General features: G+C 65.3%; 29 protein-coding genes and 3 pseudogenes. 16 read left to right on the top strand and 16 right to left on the bottom strand.

Annotated features, from left to right (window positions below; genetic code table 11):
• Positions 1–18: 18 nt before the first annotated feature.
• Complete coding sequence (locus G6N54_RS03290; RefSeq protein ID WP_163788563.1) at positions 19–1,305, bottom strand: cytochrome P450; 1,287 nt, start codon at positions 1,303–1,305, stop codon at positions 19–21.
• A gap of 321 nt (positions 1,306–1,626) precedes the next feature.
• Here G6N54_RS03290 and G6N54_RS03285 point away from each other — a divergent pair, with 321 nt between their 5' ends.
• The 3 genes from G6N54_RS03285 to G6N54_RS03275 are packed head-to-tail and all read left to right on the top strand — an operon-like array spanning position 1,627 to position 2,602.
• Positions 1,627–2,025 carry a hypothetical protein gene (locus G6N54_RS03285; protein WP_163788562.1) on the top strand — a complete coding sequence of 133 codons (399 nt, stop codon included), beginning with the start codon at positions 1,627–1,629 and terminating at the stop codon, positions 2,023–2,025.
• A gap of 5 nt (positions 2,026–2,030) precedes the next feature.
• On the top strand, positions 2,031–2,321 hold the full coding sequence (locus G6N54_RS03280; protein ID WP_163788561.1) for a hypothetical protein: 291 nt from the start codon (positions 2,031–2,033) through the stop codon (positions 2,319–2,321).
• A gap of 56 nt (positions 2,322–2,377) precedes the next feature.
• Positions 2,378–2,602, top strand: coding sequence for an Rv1893 family protein (locus G6N54_RS03275; RefSeq protein WP_163788560.1), 225 nt, complete (start codon positions 2,378–2,380; stop codon positions 2,600–2,602).
• Between the two features lie 26 nt (positions 2,603–2,628).
• Here G6N54_RS03275 and G6N54_RS03270 read toward each other — a convergent pair whose 3' ends face one another.
• Positions 2,629–3,759: a nitronate monooxygenase gene (locus tag G6N54_RS03270; RefSeq protein WP_163788559.1), complete on the bottom strand. Its 1,131-nt coding sequence runs from the start codon at positions 3,757–3,759 to the stop codon at positions 2,629–2,631.
• Positions 3,760–3,863: 104 nt separating this feature from the next.
• Entirely contained in the window at positions 3,864–4,328 is a 465-nt protein-coding gene (locus G6N54_RS03265; protein WP_163788558.1) for a hypothetical protein, read from the bottom strand.
• 266 nt (positions 4,329–4,594) lie between these two features.
• On the opposite strand from G6N54_RS03265, the gene G6N54_RS03260 reads away from it, so the two are divergent.
• The 3 genes and pseudogenes from G6N54_RS03260 (at position 4,595) to G6N54_RS03250 (ending at position 8,957) form a co-directional block, all read left to right on the top strand.
• Positions 4,595–5,947: an HNH endonuclease signature motif containing protein gene (locus G6N54_RS03260; protein ID WP_163788557.1), complete on the top strand. Its 1,353-nt coding sequence runs from the start codon at positions 4,595–4,597 to the stop codon at positions 5,945–5,947.
• A gap of 93 nt (positions 5,948–6,040) precedes the next feature.
• Entirely contained in the window at positions 6,041–7,975 is a 1,935-nt protein-coding gene (locus G6N54_RS03255; RefSeq protein WP_163788556.1) for a flavin-containing monooxygenase, read from the top strand.
• Between the two features lie 26 nt (positions 7,976–8,001).
• A pseudogene (locus tag G6N54_RS03250) lies at positions 8,002–8,957 on the top strand (zinc-binding dehydrogenase).
• Here the strand turns inward: G6N54_RS03250 and G6N54_RS03245 are convergent.
• Genes G6N54_RS03245 through dtd form a run of 3 tightly spaced genes read right to left on the bottom strand, consistent with a single transcriptional unit; the run spans position 8,954 to position 11,166 of the window.
• Complete coding sequence (locus G6N54_RS03245; RefSeq protein ID WP_232073721.1) at positions 8,954–9,733, bottom strand: HAD-IB family hydrolase; 780 nt, start codon at positions 9,731–9,733, stop codon at positions 8,954–8,956. The pseudogene G6N54_RS03250 and the gene G6N54_RS03245 overlap by 4 nt on opposite strands.
• A 23-nt stretch (positions 9,734–9,756) precedes the next feature.
• Positions 9,757–10,680 (bottom strand): class I SAM-dependent methyltransferase, encoded by a 924-nt coding sequence (locus G6N54_RS03240; protein WP_163788555.1) that lies wholly within the window; start codon positions 10,678–10,680, stop codon positions 9,757–9,759.
• Positions 10,681–10,734: 54 nt separating this feature from the next.
• Complete coding sequence (gene dtd, locus G6N54_RS03235; protein WP_163788554.1) at positions 10,735–11,166, bottom strand: D-aminoacyl-tRNA deacylase; 432 nt, start codon at positions 11,164–11,166, stop codon at positions 10,735–10,737.
• 38 nt (positions 11,167–11,204) lie between these two features.
• Between dtd and G6N54_RS03230 the strand changes: the two genes are divergently transcribed.
• Entirely contained in the window at positions 11,205–11,510 is a 306-nt protein-coding gene (locus G6N54_RS03230; RefSeq protein WP_163788553.1) for an MTH1187 family thiamine-binding protein, read from the top strand.
• 36 nt (positions 11,511–11,546) lie between these two features.
• Positions 11,547–12,833, top strand: coding sequence for a competence/damage-inducible protein A (locus G6N54_RS03225; RefSeq protein WP_163788552.1), 1,287 nt, complete (start codon positions 11,547–11,549; stop codon positions 12,831–12,833).
• 1 nt (position 12,834) lies between these two features.
• Here G6N54_RS03225 and G6N54_RS03220 read toward each other — a convergent pair.
• Positions 12,835–14,125: pseudogene (locus G6N54_RS03220) on the bottom strand (MFS transporter).
• Positions 14,126–14,175: 50 nt separating this feature from the next.
• On the opposite strand from G6N54_RS03220, the gene G6N54_RS03215 reads away from it, so the two are divergent.
• Both G6N54_RS03215 and G6N54_RS03210 read left to right on the top strand, forming a co-directional pair.
• Positions 14,176–15,243: an amidohydrolase family protein gene (locus G6N54_RS03215; protein ID WP_163788551.1), complete on the top strand. Its 1,068-nt coding sequence runs from the start codon at positions 14,176–14,178 to the stop codon at positions 15,241–15,243.
• A gap of 47 nt (positions 15,244–15,290) precedes the next feature.
• Complete coding sequence (locus tag G6N54_RS03210; RefSeq protein WP_163788550.1) at positions 15,291–15,692, top strand: phage holin family protein; 402 nt, start codon at positions 15,291–15,293, stop codon at positions 15,690–15,692.
• A 287-nt stretch (positions 15,693–15,979) separates the two neighbouring features.
• Here the strand turns inward: G6N54_RS03210 and G6N54_RS30165 are convergent.
• Positions 15,980–16,168: pseudogene (locus G6N54_RS30165) on the bottom strand (enoyl-CoA hydratase/isomerase family protein); the annotation flags it as partial.
• Positions 16,169–16,391: 223 nt separating this feature from the next.
• Here G6N54_RS30165 and G6N54_RS03200 point away from each other — a divergent pair.
• A complete protein-coding gene (locus G6N54_RS03200; protein WP_163788549.1) occupies positions 16,392–16,811 on the top strand; it encodes an anti-sigma factor antagonist in 420 nt (139 codons plus the stop codon).
• Here G6N54_RS03200 and G6N54_RS03195 read toward each other — a convergent pair.
• The 5 genes from G6N54_RS03195 to G6N54_RS03175 form a co-directional block, all read right to left on the bottom strand.
• A complete protein-coding gene (locus G6N54_RS03195) occupies positions 16,795–17,760 on the bottom strand; it encodes an FAD-dependent oxidoreductase (protein WP_163788548.1) in 966 nt (321 codons plus the stop codon). The genes G6N54_RS03200 and G6N54_RS03195 overlap by 17 nt on opposite strands.
• A gap of 17 nt (positions 17,761–17,777) precedes the next feature.
• Positions 17,778–18,335, bottom strand: a complete 558-nt coding sequence (locus tag G6N54_RS03190) for a hypothetical protein (protein ID WP_163788547.1) — start codon at positions 18,333–18,335, stop codon at positions 17,778–17,780.
• 72 nt (positions 18,336–18,407) lie between these two features.
• Entirely contained in the window at positions 18,408–18,902 is a 495-nt protein-coding gene (locus tag G6N54_RS03185) for an SRPBCC family protein (RefSeq protein ID WP_163788546.1), read from the bottom strand.
• Positions 18,902–19,531: a nitroreductase family protein gene (locus G6N54_RS03180; protein ID WP_163788545.1), complete on the bottom strand. Its 630-nt coding sequence runs from the start codon at positions 19,529–19,531 to the stop codon at positions 18,902–18,904. Before G6N54_RS03180 ends, G6N54_RS03185 begins: the two co-directional genes overlap by 1 nt.
• A gap of 29 nt (positions 19,532–19,560) precedes the next feature.
• Positions 19,561–20,043, bottom strand: coding sequence for a carboxymuconolactone decarboxylase family protein (locus tag G6N54_RS03175; RefSeq protein ID WP_163788544.1), 483 nt, complete (start codon positions 20,041–20,043; stop codon positions 19,561–19,563).
• 191 nt (positions 20,044–20,234) lie between these two features.
• Here G6N54_RS03175 and G6N54_RS03170 point away from each other — a divergent pair, with 191 nt between their 5' ends.
• Genes G6N54_RS03170 through G6N54_RS03160 form a run of 3 tightly spaced genes read left to right on the top strand, consistent with a single transcriptional unit; the run spans position 20,235 to position 21,286 of the window.
• Complete coding sequence (locus tag G6N54_RS03170) at positions 20,235–20,924, top strand: hypothetical protein (protein WP_232073720.1); 690 nt, start codon at positions 20,235–20,237, stop codon at positions 20,922–20,924.
• A gap of 16 nt (positions 20,925–20,940) precedes the next feature.
• Positions 20,941–21,129 (top strand): long-chain fatty acid--CoA ligase, encoded by a 189-nt coding sequence (locus tag G6N54_RS03165; protein WP_163788542.1) that lies wholly within the window; start codon positions 20,941–20,943, stop codon positions 21,127–21,129.
• Positions 21,110–21,286: a hypothetical protein gene (locus tag G6N54_RS03160; protein ID WP_232073310.1), complete on the top strand. Its 177-nt coding sequence runs from the start codon at positions 21,110–21,112 to the stop codon at positions 21,284–21,286. Before G6N54_RS03165 ends, G6N54_RS03160 begins: the two co-directional genes overlap by 20 nt.
• Before the next feature lie 3 nt (positions 21,287–21,289).
• On the opposite strand, the gene G6N54_RS03155 is transcribed toward G6N54_RS03160, so the two are convergent.
• Both G6N54_RS03155 and G6N54_RS03150 read right to left on the bottom strand, forming a co-directional pair.
• Positions 21,290–22,258, bottom strand: coding sequence for an NAD(P)H-dependent flavin oxidoreductase (locus G6N54_RS03155; protein WP_163788541.1), 969 nt, complete (start codon positions 22,256–22,258; stop codon positions 21,290–21,292).
• The gene (locus tag G6N54_RS03150; protein ID WP_163788540.1) at positions 22,255–22,647 is read right to left on the bottom strand and encodes a tautomerase family protein; all 393 of its coding nucleotides are present in this window, start codon (positions 22,645–22,647) and stop codon (positions 22,255–22,257) included. The genes G6N54_RS03155 and G6N54_RS03150 overlap by 4 nt, the downstream gene beginning before the upstream one ends.
• 94 nt (positions 22,648–22,741) lie before the next feature.
• On the opposite strand from G6N54_RS03150, the gene G6N54_RS30985 reads away from it, so the two are divergent.
• Both G6N54_RS30985 and G6N54_RS30980 read left to right on the top strand, forming a co-directional pair.
• A complete protein-coding gene (locus G6N54_RS30985; RefSeq protein ID WP_197939569.1) occupies positions 22,742–23,047 on the top strand; it encodes a LysR family transcriptional regulator in 306 nt (101 codons plus the stop codon).
• 3 nt (positions 23,048–23,050) lie between these two features.
• The gene (locus G6N54_RS30980) at positions 23,051–23,617 is read left to right on the top strand and encodes a substrate-binding domain-containing protein (RefSeq protein ID WP_197939568.1); all 567 of its coding nucleotides are present in this window, start codon (positions 23,051–23,053) and stop codon (positions 23,615–23,617) included.
• A 101-nt stretch (positions 23,618–23,718) separates the two neighbouring features.
• Here G6N54_RS30980 and G6N54_RS03140 read toward each other — a convergent pair whose 3' ends face one another.
• Positions 23,719–24,318, bottom strand: a complete 600-nt coding sequence (locus tag G6N54_RS03140) for a TetR/AcrR family transcriptional regulator (RefSeq protein WP_163788539.1) — start codon at positions 24,316–24,318, stop codon at positions 23,719–23,721.
• Positions 24,319–24,337 lie beyond the last annotated feature (19 nt).

Below are 24,337 nucleotides of genomic sequence, written 5' to 3'. Positions count from 1 at the left end.
ACCCCGTCGAATCGAGTCTCAGTGCGTGACCGGGCTTCCCCCGGACGCGTTGGTGTTGTAATCCACCTGCCAATGCTTGATTCCGTTGAGCCAGCCCGACCGCAATCGCTCGGGCTGGCCGACCGATTTCATGTCCGGCATCACGTCGGCGATGGCGTTGAACATCAGGTCGATCGTCATCCGCGCCAAGTTGGCTCCGATGCAGTAATGCGCACCCGTACCGCCAAATCCCACATGGGGATTGGGATCGCGCAGGATGTTGAAGGAGAACGGGTCCTCGAACACTTCCTCGTCGAAATTGGCTGAGCGATAAACCATTACGACGCGCTGACCCTTCTTGATCTGCACCCCGGACAGCTCGTAGTCCTCCAGGGCGGTGCGCTGGAAGGACGTGACCGGAGTGGCCCAGCGGACGATCTCGTCGGCGGTGGTGACCGGACGCTCCCGCTTGTACAGCTCCCACTGGTCGGGGAAGTCGGTGAAAGCCATCATTCCCTGGGTGATGGAGTTGCGGGTGGTCTCGTTCCCGGCGACCGACAGCAGGATCACGAAAAAGCCGAATTCGTCGTCGGAGAGCTTGTGGCCGTCGACGTCGGCCTCGATCAGTTTGGTGACGATGTCTTCACCCGGGTTCTGGGCCCGGTCGGCGGCCAATTGCATGGCGTAAGTGATCAGTTCGATCGAGGCGCCCATCGCATCGTTACGGGCGAACTCGGGATCCTGATCACCCACCATCTCGTTCGACCAGTGGAATAGCTTCATGCGGTCTTCCTGCAGCACACCGAGCAGACCCGCAATCGCCTGCAGCGGAAGCTCACAGGACACCTGTTCGACGAAGTCTCCGGCGCCCTCGGCCGCGGCGGCCTCGACGATCTGGCGGGCCCGTGCCCTGAGGTCATCGCGCAGGCGCTCGACCGCGCGGGGCGTGAAGCCTCGCGAGATGATCTTGCGCAGGTGGGTGTGCTGCGGGGCGTCCATGTTGAGCAGCACGAATTTGCCTGTCTCGCGCTGCTGTTGCACCGTGCCGTCTTTGTAGCGGGGCAGGGCGGTGTTCTCCAGGCTGGAGAACACGTCGCTGCGCCGGGAAACCTCTTTGACGTCCTTGTGCTTGGAGACGACCCAGAAGCCGCCGTCGTCGAACCCGCCGCAGCCGTTGGGCTGTTCGTTCCACCAGATCGGCGCGGTGCGTCGCAGCTCGGCCAGTTCTTCCACCGGCAGTCGCTCCGCGTGGATGTCAGGATCGGTGAAATCAAACCCCGGCGGGAGATTTGGGATCGGCTTGGTGGTCGTCTTAGTAGTTGACAAGGCCCCACTCCTCGATACGAAGTCTTCTAGTCGTAAGTCTTGTGCCAAATAAACCACTGGAACACCATCGTTGGGAAGCATTGACACAACATCGACCGACCAAATTGCAACATGTTCACCGACGACGCGGTCCGGGCGGCGTGCCCGCCCGGACCGCACCAGCGGCGACGTCGACCGAAATGCATCGTCACCACCGGCTCGGGAGTCCCGCGGCCCCTTTCGCTCGCCCGGGCCTTGTGGCCTGGACCACAATCGATATGCTTTGTCCAGGTCACCGGCGCTAACGGACCGGCTGACGCTGACGCGAAGGGGTGGAAGCGCATGATTCGCGAAGTACTCGCCGTCGCCGCGATCACGGGCGGCGCCATCAGCGTGGCGCCGTGTGCGGCAGCCGGCTATGAGGGCGATGTGCCGAACATGAACTATCAGGCCTCGTTAGGCGCACCGTGCGACAACTACGAACGCTTCATCTTCGGCAGAGGCCCCAGCGGCCAGGCCGAGGCCTGCCATTTTCCGCCGCCGAACCAGTTCCCGGCGGCGACCACCGGTTACTGGGTGATCTCGTATCCGCTGTACGGCGTCCAGCAGGCCGGGGCCAAGTGCCCGGGCCCGCAGACCGCGGCCCAGTCGGACCGGGGACTTCCGATGCTCTGCTTGGGAGCTCAGGGCTGGCAAGAGGGCTGGTTCACCGGCGCGGGGTTCTTCCCGCCTTCCGGATAACGATCATGGGCGAACGTCAGCCGGCGCAAACTCCGATTCCCCGGTGGCTGCGCATCGTGCTGACGACCGACCGGGCCGGCTCGGCCTGGTACATCGGGACCGGTTTCTTCTTTGCTCCGGTGCTCGCGGTCTTGTCCCCGTGGCCCGCCGTGACCGCCGCGTTGTGGGCGGTGATCGGGTTGGCGGGGCTGTGGCTGGGGCTGCTCGGCATCGCGATGGCGGTGGGGTTGGCCCGGATTCTGCGTTCGGGTGCCGAAATCCCCGAGGACTATTGGCGCTCCCTGGTCAATTACTGACCCTCTAGAGTCATAACCACGTTCTGTTCAAGTCCCGCAACGATTAGGAAACTCCGGTGGCGGTCAACCCCAGAGACGCCGTGGACGCGGTCAAGGACATCGCGACCAATGCCGTCGAAAAAGCTTCGGACATCGTCGAAAACGCCAGTGACATCATCCGCGGCGACCTCAAGGGAGGGGTCAGCGGCATCGTCGAGAATTCCATCGACATCGCCACTCACGCCGTGGAACGAACCAAGGAAGTCTTCACTGGCGGCAAGTACGACGTAGAAGAGGACTAGCACTAGCCGACGACGAGTAGTCGCCGCTAGACGCTGGCGGCCTCGTTCAGCTCGTCGAGCTTGGCCGTCGCCTCCAGGTACTCCTGCACCCAGCGCTCGATCACGGTCGACGTCTTCTCCACCTTGCTGAACTGGCCGACGACCTGACCGACGGGGTTGAACGCCACGTCAACGGATTCGTTGGGGTAGCGGTTCGTGGCCCGCACCGCCATACCGGAAACCATGTACTGCAACGGCATACCGAGCGGCTTTGGGTTGTCCGGCTTCTCCCACGCCTCGGTCCAGTCGTTGCGCAGCATGCGGGCCGGCTTGCCGGTGAACGAGCGGCTCCGCACGGTGTCGCGGCTGCCGGCCTTGACGTAGGCCTGCTGCTGAACCGGGGTGTTCGAGGATTCCTCGACCATCAGCCACTGCGAGCCGGTCCAAGCGCCCTGACAGCCCAGCGCCAACGCCGCGGCGATCTGCTGGCCGCTGCCGATGCCGCCCGCGCCCAGGACGGGGACCGGGGCGACCTCCTTGACGACCTGGGGCCACAGCACGATTGAACCCACCTCGCCACAGTGCCCGCCGGCCTCGCCGCCCTGGGCGATGATGATGTCGACGCCGGCGTCCGCGTGCTTGCGCGCCTGCGAGGGGGAGCCGCACAGCGCGGCCACCTTCAGTCCTGCCTCGTGGATGTGCTTGATCATCTCCGCCGGCGGGGTGCCGAGCGCGTTGGCGATCATCTTGACCTTCGGGTGCTTGAGCGCCACCTCGACCTGCGGCGTGGCCGTCACCTCGGTCCAGCCAAGCAGCTGCAGGCTGTCGCCGTCGCTGTCCTCGACGGGCACGCCGTGATCGGCGAGGATCTTCTTGCCGAAGTCCAGGTGCTCCTGGGGCACCATCTTGCGCAGCGTCTCGGCAAGCTCCTCGGCCGACAGGTGCGAGTCCATGCCCTCGTACTTGTTCGGGATCACGATGTCGACGCCGTATGGGTGGTCGCCGATGTTCTCGTCAATCCAGTTGAGCTCGATCTCCAATTGCTCGGGCGTGAAGCCGACAGCTCCGAGTACGCCGAACCCCCCGGCCTTGCTGACCGCCACCACGACATCGCGACAGTGCGTGAAGGCGAAGATCGGGAACTCGATACCGAGTTCATCGCAAATAGGGGTGTGCATTACAACTCCTGGGATGCTGGCCGAATTGGAACGTGTTCTAGTTTAGTGCGCGTGCCCATGACGTGGCCAGCACCCCCTGACTAACGCCAAACGACTACGAAGCGTCAGGTCACCAGGGCGCGGGCCACCCACAGCAGCAGGAACGTCAACATGCACCCGACGCAGACGAGGTGATCGCGGCAGATCGAACGCGCCAGGTGGCTTTGCTCGGCAACGCTGTCGGTGCGGTGACCGAGCCGTATCGCGTCGGGCACCGTCTGGGTCAGCGCCAGCATCGTCGGGATCCCGGCAAGCCCGGCCGAAACCACGAGCAACCAAGCCAGGTCTCGACCAAGGGTTGCCTGAAACCCCAACGCGCCCAATAAGATCAACATCACCAATGCGATCAGCCGGCTCATCGGGCGCGCCGCGGTGGTGGCGCGGTGGTAATACCCCGCGATAGAGGCGAGCACCGGCTCGGGCAATTCCTCGCCGGCGGATCGATGCGCGAGGACCTGGACGTCGAACATCAAATCCATCCACAACACGGCGAAAAGGAATCCGCTGCAGGCCGTGAGCAAGGGAGCCATGCCCATCCACCTCCGGTTCACCGCTTGCTCGTTCGCCCACGCGGTCAATCCCATCGCCATCCCCGGACGACGACTTGCTTCATTGTTTCCCAACAGGCCGAATAGACACAGGGCTGCGGCTAGCGAAACCGCATTACCCTCCTGGGTGACGCCGGCCGGAACAAGCTCTGGGCGCGGACATCGCGCCGCGAAATCACCTGCACCACTTTGGTTTCAGTGGTTTCGACAGGATGCTTTCTGTCGGCGGCTTGCCTTACTATTCGAACATGAGTTCGAGTAGTCGCGAGGAGCTGCAGGCGGACTACGACGCGTTGCGCGCCGTCGTCTCCCGCATCCAACGCCACTCCTACGATTCACTGACCACCCCCGAGCGCCTGGGGCTGTTGGAGGTACTCGAGCGCGAGACGCGCCGACTCCAAGTTCCCGGTCACCAGCTGATCAATCAACTGGTCGAGCAGGCAATCCCTGACGAACTGGGCGGAAAACTCTCGCATGCATTGGCCGACCGCTTACGTATCAGCCGAGCCGAGTCGGCACGACGGGTAGCCGAGGCCGACGATCTGGGGCCACGTCGCGCACTGACCGGCGAGCAGCTGGAACCCCGCTTGCCGGCCACGGCCGCGGCACAGCACGACGGCGCCATCGGGGCCGGCCACGTAAGGGTCATCCGCCAGTTCTTCGACCAATTGCCGGCCTGGCTCGACGCGGAGACCCAAGCCCTCGCCGAACAACAATTGGCTCAGCGGGCCATCGAATTTCGCCCCGAGCAGGTGCGCAAGCTGGCAGACCGGCTCGCCTATTGCATCAACCCCGACGGCAACTTCAGCGACGTCGATCGCGCGCGACGGCGCGGGCTGCTGCTGGGCAAGCAGGAAATCGATGGAATGTCGCGGCTCAGCGGCTGGCTGACTGCGCAGACGCGCGCCACTTTGGAGGCCGTGCTGGCGAAGTTGGCCGCCCCCGGTATGTGCAACCCCGACGACCCCACCCCGGTGATCGACGGCTCGCCGGGGGAGGAAGCAATCCAGCGAGACTCGCGTTCGGCGAGCCAGCGCAACCATGATGGACTACTGGCCGTGCTGCGCTCGGTACTGGCAAGTGGAGAACTGGGCCAGCACAACGGGTTACCCGCAACCATCATCGTGACCACAACGCTCCAAGAATTGGAAGCCGCGGCGGGCACCGCTCTCACCGGCGGCGGCACCCTGTTACCCATGAGCGACGTCATCCGCATGGCCCGCCATGCCCACCACTATCTGGCGATTTTCGACAACGGCCGCCCGATAGCCCTTCATCACGCCAAGCGATTGGCGTCTCCGGGGCAACGAATTATGCTCTACGCCAAGGACCGTGGCTGCTCTGCGCCCGGCTGTGACGTACCCGGTTATCTTTGCGAAGTCCACCACATCGACGACTACGCGATATGCCGGTCAACGGATATGGACAACCTCACGTTCGCCTGCGGGCCGCACCATCGGTTGATCAAGCCCGGCGGCTGGCAGACCCGCCACCGCGCCAACGGCGACACCGAATGGATCCCGCCGCCGCATCTCGATCGAAGCGAACCGCGAGTCAACACCTTCCACCAACCCGAGAGGTTGCTGGGCGACGACCCTTGATCCGCTCCGTCGGCAGCGGGTAGCGTAGTGCTGCCAATTACGAAACGGCGAGTAGCGTAATAGGATCCCCCGTCCAACGAAAGGAACGGCTCGATGCGCAGCCCCTACTCCGGCCGCCCTTTCACCACGTCGACGCCGGAAATCGCGGCGGCCTTAGAGGACGTCAGCATTCCCACGCTGCTGCTGTCGCTGGTCCACATCACCGGCGACCCGCGATTCATCCGCGACTACAAGCAGATGGGCATCTTCCTCAACGAGGTGCAGGGGTTCATGTCGGAGGAGGACAAGGCCCGCGCCCGCGCCGAGGCGCTGACCGTCATCAGCGAATATCGCGACCGCGGCTGCCCCGAGCCGGAGCCCCTGAGCCCGGAACTGGTCAGGGAAATGATGGACTGGGCGGCCTGCGAACACGTTCCCGACGACTACTTGCCCCTGGTCGGCGAAGAACTCGACCTCGACGGGGCCGACCCACGCCGGCCGGTGCCAATACCCGCCGAGCGCGCGGCCGACGTCCCGGTGCTCGTCGTCGGGTGCGGGGAGTCCGGCCTGTTGGCCGGCGTCCGGCTGCGACAAGCCAACATCCCGTTCACGATCGTGGAGAAGAACGCCGGCCCCGGCGGAACATGGTGGGAGAACAGCTATCCCGGAGCCCGGGTCGATGTGGCCAACCACTTCTATTGCTACAGCTTCGAACCCAACAGCGATTGGACCCACTTCTTCGCGGAGCAGGACGAGCTGCAGCATTACTTCACCAAGGTGATGAACAGGCATGACCTTGCCGAGCACATTCGTTGGAACACCGAGGTTCTCGCGGCCGAATGGGACGACGTCGAGGGGATCTGGAGCGTTTCGCTGCGCGACGGCGACGGGCAGACCAGCACGCTTCGGGTGCGCGCTCTGATCACCGCCGTCGGTCAGCTCGATCGGCCGCCGATCCCCGAATTCGAGGGCGCCGACAGTTTCGCGGGACCGTCTTTTCACTCCGCGGCCTGGGATCACTCGGTCGACCTCACGGGTAAGCGGGTCGCCTTGATCGGTGCCGGCGCCAGCGGCTTCCAGATCGCGCCGGCCATCGCCGAAGACGTCGGGCATCTGACGGTGTTCCAGCGGACCGCCCAGTGGATGTTCCCGAACCCGATGTACCACGACGAGGTCGGCGACGGAGTGCGCTGGGCGATGCGCAACCTGCCGTTCTACGGGCGCTGGTATCGGTTCCTGGTGTTGTGGCCCGGTTCGGACAAGGGCCTCAACGCCGCGGAAGGGGATCCCAACTATGCCGACCAGGGCGCGGCCGTCAGCGACATCAACGCCGCCGCCGCGATGATGTTCTCGCAGTGGATCACCAGCCAGGTCGGCGACGATGACGATCTGCTGGCCAAGGTGATGCCCGACTATCCCGCCTGCGGAAAGCGCACGCTGCAGGATAACGGCAGCTGGCTACAGACCCTGCAGCGCGACAACGTTGAACTGGTCCGCACCACGATCCGGCGGATCACCCCCCGCGGGGTCGTCACGGACGACGGTGCAGAGCACGAGGTCGACGTCATCGTCTACGCCACGGGGTTCCGGCACACCGACGTGTTGTGGCCGCTGAAAGTCACCGGCCGCAACGGAATTGACCTGCACGAGATGTGGGGGAGCCGTCCGTATGCCTACCTGGGCATCACCGTCCCGGATTTTCCCAACTTCTTCATCATCTATGGACCCGGCACCCATCTCGCGCACGGCGGCAGCCTGATCTTCCAGTCCGAATTGCAGATGCGCTACATCGACCAGTGCCTGCAGCGGCTGGCCGACGCCGACGTGCACTCGATGGAACCCAAGACCGGCGCCGCGACCGACTGGCACCGACGGACGCAGACCCAGATCAAGAAGATGGTGTGGTCTCATCCCGCGGTCAAACATTCGTATTTCAAGAACGCCGACGGTGAGATCCACACCGTCAGCCCGTGGCGCCTCAACGAGTACTGGGCCGCGGTGCGCGAGCCCGACTGGTCGCAATTTGTTGTGCGGCACCGTAGTTCGTAATTCGACCAGGAAGTGAGCACCGCACTATGCGCACGGTAGTCGTCGATGGACCCCGAAACATCCGGGTCGATACCCGTCCCGATCCCGTACTTCCCGGCCCCGACGCAGCGATCGTCGAAGTCACCGCCGCCGGCATCTGTGGATCCGACCTGCACTTCTGCGAGGCCGATTTCCCGATGCCCGAACCGATCGCGCTGGGATGGTGTCGTCGGTGACGGGCTGTGGCAGCTGCCCGGGATGCGCCACCCGCGATCCGGTCATGTGCTACTCGGGCTTTCAGATCTTCGGCGGGGGTTTGCTCGGCGGTGCGCAAGCCGATCTGCTCGCGGTGCCCGCCGCCGATTTTCAGCTGCTGAAGGTGCCCGAGGGCATCAGCACCGAACAGGCGCTGCTGCTCACCGACAATCTGGCCACCGGCTGGGCGGCGGCGCAGCGCGCCGACATTCCGTTCGGCGGCACCGTCGCGGTCATCGGTTTGGGAGCGGTGGGGCTGTGCGCGCTGCGTAGCGCCTGTTTCCAAGGCGCTGCAACGGTTTTCGCGATCGACATGGTCGACGGTCGCCTAGACCGTGCGGCACGGTGGGGTGCGACGCCGGTCAAAGCGCCGGCTCTCGAGGCGATCATGGCGGCCACCGGCGGACGCGGCGCCGACGCGGTGATCGATGCCGTCGCCACCGATGCCTCCCTGACCGACGCGATCAACACCGTCCGGCCAGGAGGCACCGTTTCGGTGGTCGGCGTACACGACATGAATCCGTTCCCGCTCAACGCGCTGGGTTGCCTGATCCGCAGCACCACCATGCGATTCACCACGGCGCCGGTTCAGCGGACCTGGCCGGAGTTGATCCCGCTGCTGCAGTCCGGCCGGCTCGACGTCGACGGCATCCTTACCACGTCGATGCCCTTGGACGAAGCGGCCAAGGGATATGCGACCGCCGAGTCGCGATCGGGCGACGACGTGAAAATTCTGCTGAAGCCTTAATGCCCTTCGCGGCGAACGTGGTTCGGCAGATAGCGCAGGGGCCGCATCGGCCGGCGTCGCACCGAGGCGAGGCACATCACCGGCCAGCCGTTCGCCGCGGCCGCGGCGGCCAGGCCCGAGCGGGGGTTCACCGGTCGCGGGTGGCCGACCACCGACATTGATGCGGCATCCTCGTCGCCATCGGCATAGAAGTAGCTGTGTTGGACCGCGACATCGTTTTCTACGCAGAACTGTTGTACCGCGGACGCTTTCGTTGTGCCCCACACGATCGGTTGGACGATTCCGCCGGTCAGGAGTCCGTGCTCGTCAAGCTCGAAACGGTTGCACTGCACGTTGGAGATACCGAGAAAACGAGCGACCGGCAGCGCTCGAATCGACAGCGCCGATGAGCTCAGCACCACGGTGTGACCGCGTTCTTGGTGTGCTTGAACGATTTCGCGCATGTGCGAATACAGGCGTGACACAACACGTTCGACGAACAACCGCTCACCCAGCTCGTCGAGTTCGACCAGTGATTGGCCCTGCAGGTAGCCCGCCGACCGCGTGATGAGATGCTCGAATTCCAGGCGGCCGAATCGATATCGCAGCGCGGCCTCGAACACGCCGGCAAGCTCGCCAAGCCCGACCTGCCGGCGCCGGATCCGGTCGCCCACGTGAACCGCCGCGGTGAAGCCGTCGACCAAAGTGCCGTCCAGATCGAAGAATGCGCCGACTCGCGGTCCCGGTGAACTGGCCGCGATCTCGGCAATGGCGTCGGGGGGCGAGAGCATCGTCATGGTCACCACGTCGACTCCATCCGTTACCGGGTTGCCGTTATGTACTGCGAATGCATGAAAGCGTCGATTTTCACGTCGACGTCGGGTGGTGTCATGCCGTAGCCGGCCTGCAAGTCAAGGGTGTTGCGGACGGGCCCAACGCTCCAGCCGTGTGCGGCCAGCCATTCGGCGGGGTCTCCCTTGGGTTCGTAGGTAAGCGAGGAGAAGTCCACATCGCCGGACTTGTTGACCCCGGGATGGTTGGTTTCCAGCGCTTCGAGCTGGTCGTGGTCCAGTCGCGATCCCAGTGCGCCGATGGCGATTCGGCTGCCGGGTGCGCTGAGTCCGCTGATCCGGGTGAAGAGCGTGTTCTGGGCGTCATCGGTCAGGTAGGGGAGTATGCCCTCCACCGACCAGGCGCACGGCGTTTCGGTGTCAAAGCCCGCCGCTTCCAGCGGTCTGGACCAGTCGGTGCGCAAGTCGGCGGCGACCTCAATCCGCGACGCCTTCGGCACCGCCCCATGCTCGCCCAGCACGGCGGCCTTGAATTCCAGGACTTTCGGCAGGTCGATTTCGAAAACACTTGTTCCGGGCGGCCATTCGAGGCGATATGACCGGGAGTCCAAACCAGCGGCGACGATCACCGCCTGTCGGATACCCGCGTCGGCGGCGGAGCCGAAAAAGTCGTCGAAGAACCGCGTTTGCACACCGTAGAGACGCGGAAACGCGGTCTCATCGTCGGTGGTGCCCGGATTGGCAAGCGCACCGGCCAAATACGAGTCCTGTGATGCCGCGATGAACACCTTCGCGTATTCGTCTCGGACCAGCGGTTGCGCGCTCACGGCATGCAGGGCACGCCATCCCGCCACCAGGAGAGCGGTATAACCGACGCTGCTGACGATGTCCCATTGGTCGTCATCGGAACGGAGCGAGCCGAATGCGGGCCCGGATTCAGGCGCGGTGCTCATGGTCGCCCCTCCTGTTTCGATCGGCCAGCATCCAAGGTACCCGCGCGGGCCGGTTCACAGCTCGAGAAACACCGTTACCGGTCCGTCGTTGACCAATTCGACCTGCATATGCGCTCCGAACACGCCGGTTTCGACGCGGGCGCCCAACCCGCGCAACGCCTCCGCGAACGCCGCGACCAGTGGCTCGGCGACCGGACCGGGAGCCGCGGCGTTCCAGGACGGCCGGCGGCCTTTCGCGGTGTCGGCATAGAGCGTGAACTGGCTGACCACCAGGATCGGTGCGCCGATATCGGCCGCGGAGCGTTCGTCGGCGAGAATGCGTAGGTTCCAGAGCTTTTCGGCCAGTCGGTGCGCCTTGTCGACATCGTCGCCGTGAGTGACGCCGACAAATGCCAGCAGCCCCTGGCTGTCGGGCCGGATGGCACCCACCACCTGGCCGTCGATGGCCACCGCTGCCGACGAGACCCGTTGCACCAGAACCCGCATGGTTCGATGCTGCCAGGCCGGATGGGTACGCTCGTCACGTGTCTGTCCTAGTCGCGTTTTCCGTCACCCCGCTCGGTGTCGGCGAGGGCGTCGGCGAGATCGTCGCCGAGGCGGTGCGGGTGGTGCGCGAGTCCGGGCTACCCAACAAGACGGACTCGATGTTCACCGCGATCGAGGGCGACACCTGGGCGGAAGTGATGGCGGTTGTGCAGCGCGCCGTCGAGGCCGTAGCGGCCCGTTCCCCCAGGGTCAGCACGGTGATCAAGGTGGACATGCGAGCCGGCGTCCACGATGCGATGACCGAAAAAGTCGCGACGGTCGAGCGCTACCTCGCCGAGGGTTAGCGCGACTCCGACGGCCGCGCCAGTAGGCTCGTTCCGGTGAGCGCACGCGCAGGCATCGTCGTCACCGGAACCGAAGTCCTCACCGGACGCGTCCAAGACAGAAACGGCCCGTGGATCGCCGACCGGCTGCTCGAACTGGGCGTGGAGCTGGCACACATCACCATCTGCGGCGATCGTCCCTCCGACATCGAGGCACAACTGCGCTTCATGGCCGCCCAAGGCGTGGACCTGATCGTCACCAGCGGTGGGCTGGGTCCGACGGCCGACGACATGACCGTCGAGGTGGTGGCCCGCTTCTGTCAGCGCGAACTGCGACTCGACGAGGAAGTCGAAGGCAAGATCGCCAATATTCTCAAAAGGCTTATGGCGCACTTCGATTCGGAGAGCTTCGATGCGGTGCGCGCCGCTAACCGCAAGCAGGCGATGGTTCCGGCCGGTGCGCAGGTCCTCGATCCGGTGGGCACCGCCCCGGCCGTCGTGGTGCCCGGAAAGCCCACCGTGATCGTGCTTCCCGGGCCCCCACGTGAGCTCCAGCCGATGTGGCACAAGGCCATCGACACTCCCGCCGCGCAACAGGCGATCGCCGGCCGGACGATCTATCGCCAGGAGACCATCCGGATGTTCGGGCTGCCCGAGTCGGGGCTGGCCGAGACGCTACGTGACGCCCAGAATTCCGTCACCGGATTCAAGTCGCTGGAGATCACGACCTGTCTTCGGCGCGGCGAGATCGAGATCGTCACCCGTTACGAGCCGGACGCGGCGCAGGCCTACGGCCAACTGACCCAGCTGCTGCGCGACCGGCACTCTCAGCAGCTGTACTCCGAAGACGGCTCCCAGGTGGACGACGTGGTCGCCCGGCTACTGTCCGGGCGGCGGATAGCCACCGCGGAGTCCTGTACCGCCGGGCTGGTGGCCGCGCGCTTGACCGACCGGCCCGGCTCGTCCGACTACGTGATGGGCGGCGTCGTGAGCTACTCCAACGAAGCCAAGGTGCGGCTGCTCGGCGTCGATGCGGCGCTGATCGACACACACGGCGCGGTGTCCGAACCGGTGGCCGAGGCGATGGCGGCCGGCGCGTTGCAGCGCTTCGGCGCCGACACCGCCGTCGCGATCACCGGCATCGCCGGGCCCGGCGGGGGAACGCCGGAGAAGCCGGTCGGAACGGTCTGCTTCACCGTTCGCCTTGGCGGCCCCGGCGCCGCGGACCAGATAGTCACCCGGACGTTGCGGCTGCCCGGGAATCGCTCCGATGTGCGTGAGCGCTCGGCGACGGTCGCGATGCATATGCTGCGGCGCGCGCTGAGCGAGCAAGCGCCGCTTTAAATCACTTCACTTCAGTTGGCAGGAAAGCAGTTTCGGCGGTTCCGAAGCGAAGTCCGGTCGCGTCCTTACCGATCAGCGTCAGGAACGCCACCGCCACCAACACCGGTACGATCGTGGCGGCCAGCGCGAACGGATAGCCGTGCGTCTCGGCAAGTCGTTCCTGGATCGGCAGGCTGAAGGCGGCGAGCAGATTCCCGAGCTGGTAGGTCACCCCGGGATACAGGCCGCGGATGGCATCCGGCGACAACTCGGTCAGGTGCGCGGGTATTACCCCCCCAGGCGCCCTGCACGCAGACCTGCATCAAAAACGAACCGAGGCACAGCATCGCCGCGGTCCGCGAAAAGGCGAAGAGCGGGACGATGGGCAGCCCCAAGATCGCACAGAAGACCACGGTGTAGCGGCGGCTGAACCGTTGCGACATGGAACCGAAGAACAGACCGGCGATGATGGCACCGATGTTGTAGACCACCACGATCCACTTGACGGTCACGCTGTCCAGACCGGCGCCGTGGTTGGCCGTCGAACCCAAGAAGGTCGGGTAGACGTCCTGCGTGCCGTGGCTCATCCAGTTGAAGGCGGTCATCAGCAGTACCAGGTAGAAGAACCGGCGAACGATCTTGCCGTCGCGCAGCACGTCCGTGACTTTGGTGTTGGTGAGCTTCATCTGGTCCTGGGCGGCCTCCCACACCTCCGACTCCTGCACCCGGTACCGGATGATCAGGCTGATCAGTACCGGGATGATCGACAGGCCGAACAACCAGCGCCACGACAACCCCAGCCAGTCCATCACCACCAGCGATCCGACACTGGCCAGCAGGTAACCGAAGGCGTAGCCCTCCTGCAGCAGGCCGGAGAAGAAGCCGCGCCGCTCGACGGGAACCTTCTCCATCGCGAGCGCGGCGCCCAGCCCCCATTCACCGCCCATCCCAAGGCCGTACAGCAGCCGCAGGATCACCAGGACGGTGAAGTTGGGCGCGAATGCGCACAGGAAGCCGACGACGGAGTAAAAGATCACGTCCACCATCAACGGCGTCCGTCGTCCCACTCGATCGGCCCAGAGCCCGAACAACAAGGCACCCACGGGGCGCATCGCCAGGGTCGCCGTCGTAATGAATGCGACTTCGGCCTTGCTGTGGTGGAAAGTCTTGGCGATATCGGCGTAGACGAACACCACGATGAAGTAGTCGAAGGCGTCCATCGTCCAGCCGAGCATTGCGGCGATGAATGAATTTCGCTGATCGGCGCTGATCTTTTGTGTTGTCACAACAGCATCCTGGCGCACGCCGCGCATTTACGCGAGCCCGTTCCATAGTGAAAACAGCGGGAGTAAGTTCGCAATACATGCGAATCATCGACGCCGATGGACATGTCGCGGAAAACTCCACGCTGGCAGTCGAAGCGATCAAGCGCTGGCCCGATCACGTAAAGCCGAGCACCAATCGACGCTTGCGGCTGATGATCGAAGGCCGCAACTATCCCGAGGATCGCGGCCCGGGCGCCGGCTGTCCACCCGAGCACGGGATCAGCAAGTCGCCCGACATCAACTGCTCGTCGCCCGACGGCGTGCTGGGCGACGCCGACCGCGTCCACATCGACACGATGGTGTTGTACCCGAGCCTCGGGCTCTGCGCCCCGAGCCTCGAAGACCCGGAATTCGCAGCGGGATTCGCGCGGCTCTACAACCAGTGGATCGCGGACTACTGCGCTTCGTCGGGCGGCCGGTTGCGCGGCGTGGCCGTGACGCCGATCGAGTACGGGCAGCTGGCGATTGACGTCATGACCGAGGCCAAAGAGCTCGGGCTGGTGGCGACCCTCGTCCCGCCGGCGCTGAAGACCCGCAATCTGGACCATCCCGATCTCGACTCGTTCTACGCCGCCGCGGTTGAACTTGGGATGCCACTGGGCGTTCATGGTGCCCCCGGAATTCATCTGCCGAAAATCGGTGTGGACCGCTTCACCAATTACATCCAAGTGCACTGCATCAGCTTCCCGTTCGACCAGATGACGGCGATGACCGCGATGGTCTCCGGCGGCGTCTTCGAGCGCCATCCCCAATTGCGGGTCGCCTTTCTCGAGGCGGGCGCCGGCTGGGTGCCGTTCTTCATCGACCGCCTCCACGAGCATTACGAGAAGCGAGGGGATTGGGTAGAGCACGGCTGGCGGCGCGATCCGCATGAATACCTTTCCGCGGGAAACATTTTCGTGACGTGCCAGCCGGGAGAACCGATCCTGCCCGGCGTGATCGATGTGCTGGGCGCCGACTTCATCATGTTCGCCAGCGACTACCCGCACTGGGACGGGGAGTGGCCGGAGAGCACCAAGCACCTGCGCACCCGCGCCGACATCAGCGAAGCGGCACGGGAAAAGATCGGCGGACTCAACGCCCAACGCTTCTACGCGCTGAATTAGCTCGAATAAGGCTGCCCCGCAGCCACTTCGGTGAGAGGATGTTCGGTATGGGCCCCTTCCTGATTCGCGCGGCGTTGACCGGGTTAGCGCTGTGGGTGGTGACCAAATTGGTCCACGGCCTGACCTTCGTCGGGGGCGATACGCAGTTGCAGCGGGTCGGCATCATCTTCGCGGTGGCGGTGCTGTTCGGCTTGGTGAACGCTTTCGTCAAACCGATCGTGCAGTTGCTGTCGATCCCGCTCTACATCGTGACGCTGGGCCTGTTCCACGTCGTCGTCAATGCGTTGATGTTGTGGATCACCGCCTGGATCACCGAAAACACCACGCACTGGGGACTGCAGATCGATCACTTCTGGTGGACCGCGATCTGGGCCGCGATCGTGCTGTCGATCGTGAGTTGGTTGCTGTCGCTGTTGAGCCGGGACATCCGGCGCGCCACCAACCGGTAGACGTCAACGCGCCTGCCATCGCGGTGGCCGTTTCTCGGCGAAGGCGTGCGGGCCTTCCTTGGCGTCCTCGGTCGCGAAAACCCGGTCGCTGTGCCGAGTCTCGTTGTCGTAAGCCACCCGCGACACACGTGCCGTTGACCGCGGCGATGATCGGCTTGTAGACGGCGAAGCGATGAAGTACCGCGTGACTGGAGTCCAGGGCGTCCCAGCCTTCGGGTTTGGGAAGGTCTCCGGTTGAGTTCGGGAATGAATTCCTTCAGATCCGCGCCGGTGCAGAAATCGCGCCCGACGCCGGTGACGACGGCGACCCACGCGCCGTCATCGTAATGGAAGTCGCCCCACGCATGAGCTAAATCGCGGAAATGTTCCTTATTCAGCGAGTTGCGCGTCTCGGGGCGATTGATCGTAATGGTGGCAATGCGAGCGTTAAGCGCGTAATCAATGCTCACGGGTGCTCCACCGTTTCGGTTCGTCATTCCTATCGTTACCGAAATAGTAAGGGTTTCAGTGACCTTCGGCCCCAACCGGACGCAGGAAAACTGGCCGATTTGCGCAATTTCGCCTCGTAAATCTCAATTGCACATATGCTGAGCAACGACGTGAAAGCCGACGAGGATCGGTTTGACGATAACCCTGCCGACCTTTCGGGACAAGGACGGCGTCGCCCGATAAAGCCCACGACGACGGGATGTCGCAGAGATGGACACTGCCGAAATTGGAATCTCGCGACCCAACAACGGGTCGTACTTTGGTCATGCGCCAGGCGGCCTGCGCGCGGTCACGAAGCGCAGCGGTTCCTCGGTAGTGGTCCACGTCGGCGGTGACATCGACGCCAGCAACGAGACCGCCTGGCAGGATCTGCTGAGCCGCGGCGCCGCCGAGACCGTCGCGCCCGGTCCGTTCGTAATCGACGTGTGCGATCTTGATTTCATGGGCTCGTGCGGCTATGCCGCGCTGGCGCACGAGGCGGCGGAATGTCGCGATCGCGGCGTCACGCTGCGGCTGGTCACGCGCCAAGCCATCGTGAACCGGACCATCGCCGTGTGCGGCCTGAGTCCGCTACTGCCGACCTACCCGAGTGTGGAGACAGCGCTTTCGCCGGTCAGCGATCAGCGCTGACCAGACTCACTACATCTCGGGCGCAACCCCAGGACAGCGTCACCCCATTGCCGCCGTGCCCGTAGTTGTGGATGCAGCGCGCCCGCCCGAGCGGCTCGGCCTCCAGCCGCACCGACGGACGATCGGGCCGCAGCCCGGTAATCGTCTCGATCACCTCGGCCTCGGCAAGCCTCGGCTCGATCCGCCGGCAGCGCGCGACGATACGTTCGGTGATGTCGGGGTCTGCAGTGGTGTCCCAGCGATCCGGGATGCTGATCCCGCCGCACACCACCCGGTGCGGGTGCGGGAAGTAGCAGACCCATTCCGGGCCGTTGCTGATCTCTAAAAACAGTTGCCGCAGACCAGGATTCGCAAGGACGACGTGCTGGCCGAACAGCGGCCGCACGGTGTCGTCGCCCACCAGCGTCCGCGCGCCGAGACCGGAACAATTGATCACGATCGGTGCCGCGTCGGCGGCCTCGGCCAGGGATCGCACGGGGTGTTCCTCGATCTCGCAGCCGGACGCGGCGAGTCGCCGGGTGAGGTAGTCGAGGTAGTGCGGCATGTCGATCATCGGCACGGTCGCGCGAAACCCGACCCGGTAACCGTCGGGCAGGTCGCTCGGCTCGGCCGGTTGCAACTCGGGGATCAGCTCCGCCGCGGACGACATCGCCTCGGTCGCGGTCAATTCGCCGACGCTTAGTGCCGGTGCCAGCTGCACCCCGCTGCCGGGGTCGGCGGCCAGTTCGCGAAACACCGCCAGCGAATACTCGGTCCACGCCAGTGTTTTGGTGGCTCGTTCGGCCGGCCGCGGCGGGGCCCACACCGCACCGGCTACCACCGATGTCGTCTGCTTGGGCATCGCGGCGGTCCACACCCGAACCGGCCACCCCGTTTCGGCCAGGCACAGGGAGGAGGTCAGCCCGCTGACTCCGGCACCGACGACGACGATCTGTTGGGTACTGGCCACGTCGCCACGTTATCCGGTCAGGTGCCGGGCACTCGCATTCCGTTAGGCCCGAGCAGTCCATTGAGAGTGCCCATCGTGCCTTGGAGCTGGGCTCCCGCGACCGGCCCGGGAACGTCGGCGGGTGCGGCGGCGTCCGGTGTCAGCTGCCAGGGCTGGCAGCCGTCCGTCTTGAAGGCCTTGTCCGTCGGATCGATCTTGACGACCTGCGGCTTCTTGGTCAGCGAGTTGTCGATCAGGGCGCCGTCGGGGTTGGACGTCCGCTTCCAGTAGCAGGTGCCGTTCCCGATCGGGCCGCCGCTGCTGTAGATGCCCGGCACAATGTCGGTGCCCACCGCGTAGATGCCGTCCTTGTCCATGACCGTCTTGGGTGCGCTGCCGGGCGGTGACGGCGATGCCGATGGCGATGGAGATGCCGCGGGCGCGGGAGAGGGCGACGCCGACTGGCTGGGCGACGGCCCCGGCGCCGGGCCGTGGGTGTCGTCCGGATCGGCGCTGGCAACGACGGTGGACGCGGCCCAGCCGGCGACCAACAGACTCGCGGCCCCTACCTTTACCGCAGCAGGTATTGCGCCCATAGCTATCGAGGGTACCGGGGCCGGGAACCTAATTCACATCACTGTGAAATCACGCGAGCCGCTGAAAAGCGCCTAGGCCAGCCGTCGCACCTTGCCCGCGTAGCCGAGTGCGTGCTCGTAGGTGTCGAGGTTGTCCCGCGAGATCTTCGCGTGCACCGGGCGCTCGAGAAAGAAGCGCAGCACCGGGTTGTAGGCGTGATAGGTCTCGTGAAACGTCAGCACGGTGGTGCCGTCGGGCTGCTCCTCGAGTTGGTGATATCCCTCGGCGCGCGACCACAGCGGGGCGCCGACGGCGACGTAGCGCGACAGCTTGTTGAGCTCGGCCTCGGTCACAGTCTCCCAGGAACGCGCCCTGCCGCCGGTCAGCAGGTATTTGGGCACCTCGAAGATGCAGGTGCGGACCAGGCCCTCCCCGGCTTCGTTGCCCTCGTTCAGGATTTCCATGCTGCCGGTCGGCCACTTGAGCACCCGGGGCCGCGGCGCGTTCGGTGGCACCGGAGGATGCAGCACTCGCCAGACCTTCTTCGGCGGCGCGTCGACGTGGAACCGCACGGTGTAGGACTGCATCAGCTTTGTTCCCAGGTGTCCCAGTAAGTGATGGTTTCCGCGGGCGGCCGCGTGGCCGGCCGGAAGTCGGTGCCGATCGTGTAGGCGACGGGGAACAGCGCGGCCTGCGTGACCGTCGGAGGAATGCCGAGCAGCTCGGCCACCTCTTTCTCCTTGAACAGATGCATCATCGTCCACACCGATCCCAGCCCGCGCGAGCGCAGCGCCAGCAGAAAGCTCCAGCCCGCCGGAATGATCGACGCCCAGGCGGCCGCGGCGATGCCCGGTTCAGCCGTCTCTATGCGCTGGGTGAGACACGGGATCACGTGCACCGGAACCTTTCCCAGCGTGTCGGTGAGGCTCATCGCGCTCTGGTACACCCGTTGCGTCTGTGGGTCCGTCGCGTTGTCGGCCGCATACGCCAGGTACTGCGAGCCGATGCTGCGGTAGATCTCGGCGATGGCTTCGCGCTTGTCCGCGTCGGTGATCACCAGCCAGCGCCAGTCCTGGGTATTGCTTGCCGTCGGCGCCTGCATCGCCAGCCGGATGCACTCCAGAATCACCTCGCGACTGACCGGCCGGGTGAGGTCGAGACGTTTACGAACCGATCGCGTGGTGCTCAGCAGTTCGTCGACGGTGGCGATGTCCATGGGTTCCTTCCGAGGGATTATCCGAGGGGTTAGAGGTCGATGGCACAGGACTGGTCGACGCCCAGCACGGTCAGCGAGCGGCCCAGTCCAAGAAATACCGCAACGCACAGCGTGAGATCCAGAATCTCCTCGTCGGAGAACGACTCTCGAAGTCGGTGGAAGAACCCGTCATCCATCGAGGCGTGGTCGTTGGCGAAGCGCTCCGCGAACTCGATCGCGAGGTGCTGGCGCGGCGTGTATCCGGGATAGCCGGCGTACGCGGCGACGTTGTCGTACAGCTCGGGCGCCACGCCGGCATCCAGCACCGACTGGGCGCGGAAACCGGAGCAGGCCACGCAGTCGTTGATTTGCGCGATCCGCATTCTGGCCAGCTCACGCTCGTCGGCCGGCAGGGTGCTCTGCCGATAGGCCCCGCGGATCATTCGTTCGACCATGGCGCCCAGCTGCGGCCGCAACGTCCAGATCATCGCGGCTTCGCCGCCCCGGCCGTCCGGCACGTCAAGCCTTGCCATGAGGAACTCCTACCCGGTAAGGACGGTACCGACTTGAGCAAACCAGATTCTCAACTCGGCTGTCCAGGTCACCGACTCGGCGTAATTGCGCATATGACTAACCCAGCCTGGACGCGCGAATCTGCCGGGGTTACCGTCGGTGGAGCGGCCTCCAGCCCGGTGCCGCGAACGGAGGTCTGTGCGTGCTGTTCATGCACGAACTACACACGGTGCGCGGCCGCAAGGAAGACGACTTCGAGGCGGCATTCCGGGACGGCTGGATGCCGATGCTCGGGGACGGCGACGACGCCCGGCTGCTGTGGTACGCCAACCAAGCGCACGGCAGCGGGCCCGCGTACACCGTCGTCACGGTCACCGCGGTTCGCGACGGCGCGGCCTGGGAGCGGCTGACCCTTCGGGTGCAGAAGGGCGATCTGCAGGAGTGGATGCGTGGTCTCGACGAGCTTCGCCACGAGGTCGTCGCGAAGCTACTCATGCCGCTGCCCTGGTCGCCGCTGGTCGACGTCCAGTTCGGCGAGGTGCCGGTCGACGGGCGCGAGCACGAGATGACCCTCTACATGGAAGACACCATGTGGCCCTACGAGGACAAGTTCGAGGAGTACATCGTCCGCTGCGGCGACGTGTACGCCAGGAGCCTCGAGGCACCCTCCTCGATGCTGACCATGCACGCCGCATTCCAGCCCGCCCTCGGCAGCCACGTGCGCCGGGAGGTGATCCTGATGCAGCGCATCAGCCGACCGGACGCGCTGCTCGATCTGCTGCGCAGCCATATCCCCGCCGAGTACCGCGCGCCGGGCACCTGGATGTACGACGCGCTGGACCTGCGCGACCAGTGGAGCAGCCGACTGCTGCGCACCTCCGAGTGGTCGCCTCTTTACTAGGGGCACTGCGGCCGCCATGAGCACCAGGACGATCCACGAGGCCACCGCCAGCGGCGATCCCGCCCGTCCCGCGCTGATCGTCGACGGGCGCACCGTCGGCTACGGCGAGCTGGCGACCGCCGTACGGCAGTGCGCGGCGGGCCGGTTTCCAAGTCGCGCATGGCAGCTATCAACGACGAGAAGCCATGCTGTGGCAGAAGATTGACGACTCCAACAACTACGCGGCACTCGTCCACCTGCTGACCAAGGAGGTGCCGCCCGAGTACCGGGCGCCGGGCAGTTACATGTTCGAAGCGCTCAAGTACCGCGATCAGTGGGAGAGCCGGTTGCTGCGCACGTCGGACTGGTCGCCCTTGTACTGACCGTCACGCCCGGCCGAGGATTCGCGCGGCATCACGCGCCATGCCATGCACGATCTCGGCCGCGGGCCGTACATCGCGGACGAGCCCGATCGCCTCACCGATCGGTACGGTGACACTGTCAAAGTCCTCTGCTGCAACGGCTTTCGCGAAAGAGTTCAGCACCTCCGGTAAGCGCGTCAGGAGTTCGTGCTCGTTGCCGTGCCATGTCTCGATCAACGAATTTCTCAGCACCCGCCCGTTGTATTCCGGCGGCCAATCCGCTTGTCGTACACGGTCATAGACTTGTGTGCGAACAGTGTCGTCGCCACCGGCCTCGACGATTCGCTGCACAGCTCCCGGCGATACCAGCGCCTCTGCCGAAGCAACAAACCTGCTTCCAACCAAGACACCGTCGGCGCCGAGCGCCAGCGCCGCCGCAAGGCCACGGCCGTCGGCGATACCGCCAGCCGCCACCACCAGCGTCTCGGGCGAACGCTCGGCGACGAGGTCGACCACTTGGGGCACCAGCGTGAAGGTGGAGCGCAGCGCCATTCCATGCCCGCCGGCCTCGCCGCCCTGCGCCACTATGACATCCGCGCCGGCATCGATGGCCTGGCGTGTCTGCTCGAGAGTCTGGACCTGACAGGTGAAGGGGACAAGGGCGCCGAAAATGCGGTCGGCGAAGGCGCGCGGATGGCTGAACGACGACATGATCGTGGCTGGCTGTCGCGCCAAAGCTATGTCCAGCAGTTCGGGATCGCGGGCAGCGCTCCAGGTAATGAATCCGCATCCGACCCTTGCTCCCTCGGCCAAGTCGAATTCGCGTCGCAACCATTCGGCGTCACCGTAGCCTCCACCGATCAGCCCCAGGCCGCCTGCTGCTGTCACCGCGGCCGCGAGCCGCCCCCCGGAAACCACGTCCATCGGCGCCAGCAGGATCGGGTGCTCGATGCCAAAGAATGTCGTAAGACGGGTCGTCAGCTTCGTGCTCATTTCAGTTCTCCGGTGAGGAACTGCGCGCGACCGTGACCGAAAGACCAATCCTCGTCCCCGTTTTCGGTGATCGACACGATCAGATCGGCCGGGTCGACGCCGCATCGCTCGGCGAGGTTGGCCGCCAACAATTCGTAGAACCGTTCCTTCATGGCGCGAGTGCGCTGGCGACTGACCACGTGCACAATCACCAGCCGTGCCGAGCGGTCGATGCCGAGACCGGTGTCCCAGGCCACGATCTCGTGCGCGGGATGAGTGCGCACCACCTGGTAGCGGTCGCCCGGCGGGACCGCGAACGCGCCGAGGACGGCGTCATGCGCGGCGTCCAGCAACGCCTGGATCTCCGACGGCGTGCGACCCTCGATCAGGTCGAAGTACAGCAGCGGCATTTTCTCTCCTCGTCCGTGCGCCTTATCCATGACGTTAGGTCCGCGGCGAGCGGTGAGTGAAATGCCTGCCGTGCACCATCTATGCTTGTCAGGCATGGGCGTGCTGGACGGAGGCCGCGTCGAGTTGCGTCACCTGCGGGCGTTCGAGGCAGTGGCGCGACTGCAGTCGTTCACGCGCGCGGCCGATGAGCTCGCGATCACCCAACCCGCCCTGAGCCGCACTATCCAGCAGTTGGAAGACGCGCTCGGCGTCACCCTGCTCGACCGCAGCTCCCGCCACGTGGAGATGACGCACGCGGGGCGGACCTTCTTCGACCACGTCGAAAGGGTTCTCGCCGAACTCGAACGGGGTGTGGACGCCGTGCGTCGCCAGACGAGTATTCGCCTGGGATTCAGCTAGTTGTTGCCCGATCCGTGGGCCCAAGACACCGTCGCCCGGTTCGAGCGGGCCACCGGAACGACGGTCAGTTTGATCCGCACCGACGATGCGCTGGCCGCGGTACAGCAGGGCCGGGTCAACATCGCGGTGGTGCGCGGCCAGGTGACCTCGACCGCAGTACGGGTCGTGCACCTGTTCAATGAGTCACGGGTGGCCGTGTGTTCGGTGCACTCCCGGCTGGCGCGCAGGTCGGAGTTGGACTGGGCCCAGGTCCCGCAATGGCCGCTGGTGGTCAACGTCTCCAGTGGCACCACCGGACCATGGTCGTGGCCGCCGGGCGAAGGCCCACGAACCGTCGTGGAGACATCGAATTTCGACGAGTGGATCGAATCCGTCGCCGCCGATCGAGGCATCGGCGTGATCCCCGACGTCGCCGTCCGGCGCAACATTCACCCTGGCGTCCGGTTCATCGCGCTGAATGGAGCGCCGCAGAGCGAGGTGTCCCTGGCCTTCCTGCCGCGCGCCCGCAACGCCGAGTTGCGCCGCTTCGTGGAGGCCGCGGTGGCGAGCGCCGCCGAGTGCGACAGCTGAGATCGGTTGTGCTATTCACACACTCGGCTGATCGCCGATTCCGGGAACGGCTCGACGATCCCGAGGTCTGCTTGGCTCGCGTCTGGAACGCCGGCCGCGGACTAAGCCAGCGGCGCCAGACCCGAGCGGACCAGATCCAGACTGGCCGCCACCAGCTCGCCGAGGTCCTCGACACAGCCGTGGCGGCCCCAATGCTCCACTGCCACAACGAGAGCCGCGGCCAACGCCGAGCCGGCGACCTCGGCGCCAAGCGCGATGCCGGGCGCGCCCGGGTTGCGTTTGGTGATGAATTCCGTCAGCACCGCGGCGAACGAGGATTGCACCACCCGCAGGTGACCCGCGATGCGCTCCGCGCTGATCAATTCGGTGCGCGCGGTCGCGGCCTGCCGGACCACTTCGAGATCGTGTGGGAAGGCCGCGACACTGGCCAGCACCGCGTCGAACAGCGACTCGGAGTCCGGTCGTTGCGCGAGCGCTTCGGCCAGCCATTCCAACTGCGTCTCGTAGTCCTGGAACAGCACCGACTCCTTGGTCGGGAAGTGCCGGAAGAAGGTGCGTTCCGTCACGCCGGCTTCGGCCGCCAGCTGCGTGACCGTCACATTCGCAAAGCCCTTGTCCGCGAAGCTCTTTAGCGCGGCCTGGCGCAGCGCCTCGTGCGTCGATCGACGGCGCAGCTCGTGGCGATTCATTCCGATGGTCATGGCAGGCCGATCGTATCTC

Source organism: Mycobacterium stomatepiae (assembly GCF_010731715.1).
GTDB lineage: Bacteria > Actinomycetota > Actinomycetes > Mycobacteriales > Mycobacteriaceae > Mycobacterium > Mycobacterium stomatepiae.
This window is presented reverse-complemented; position numbering and strand designations above follow the sequence as displayed.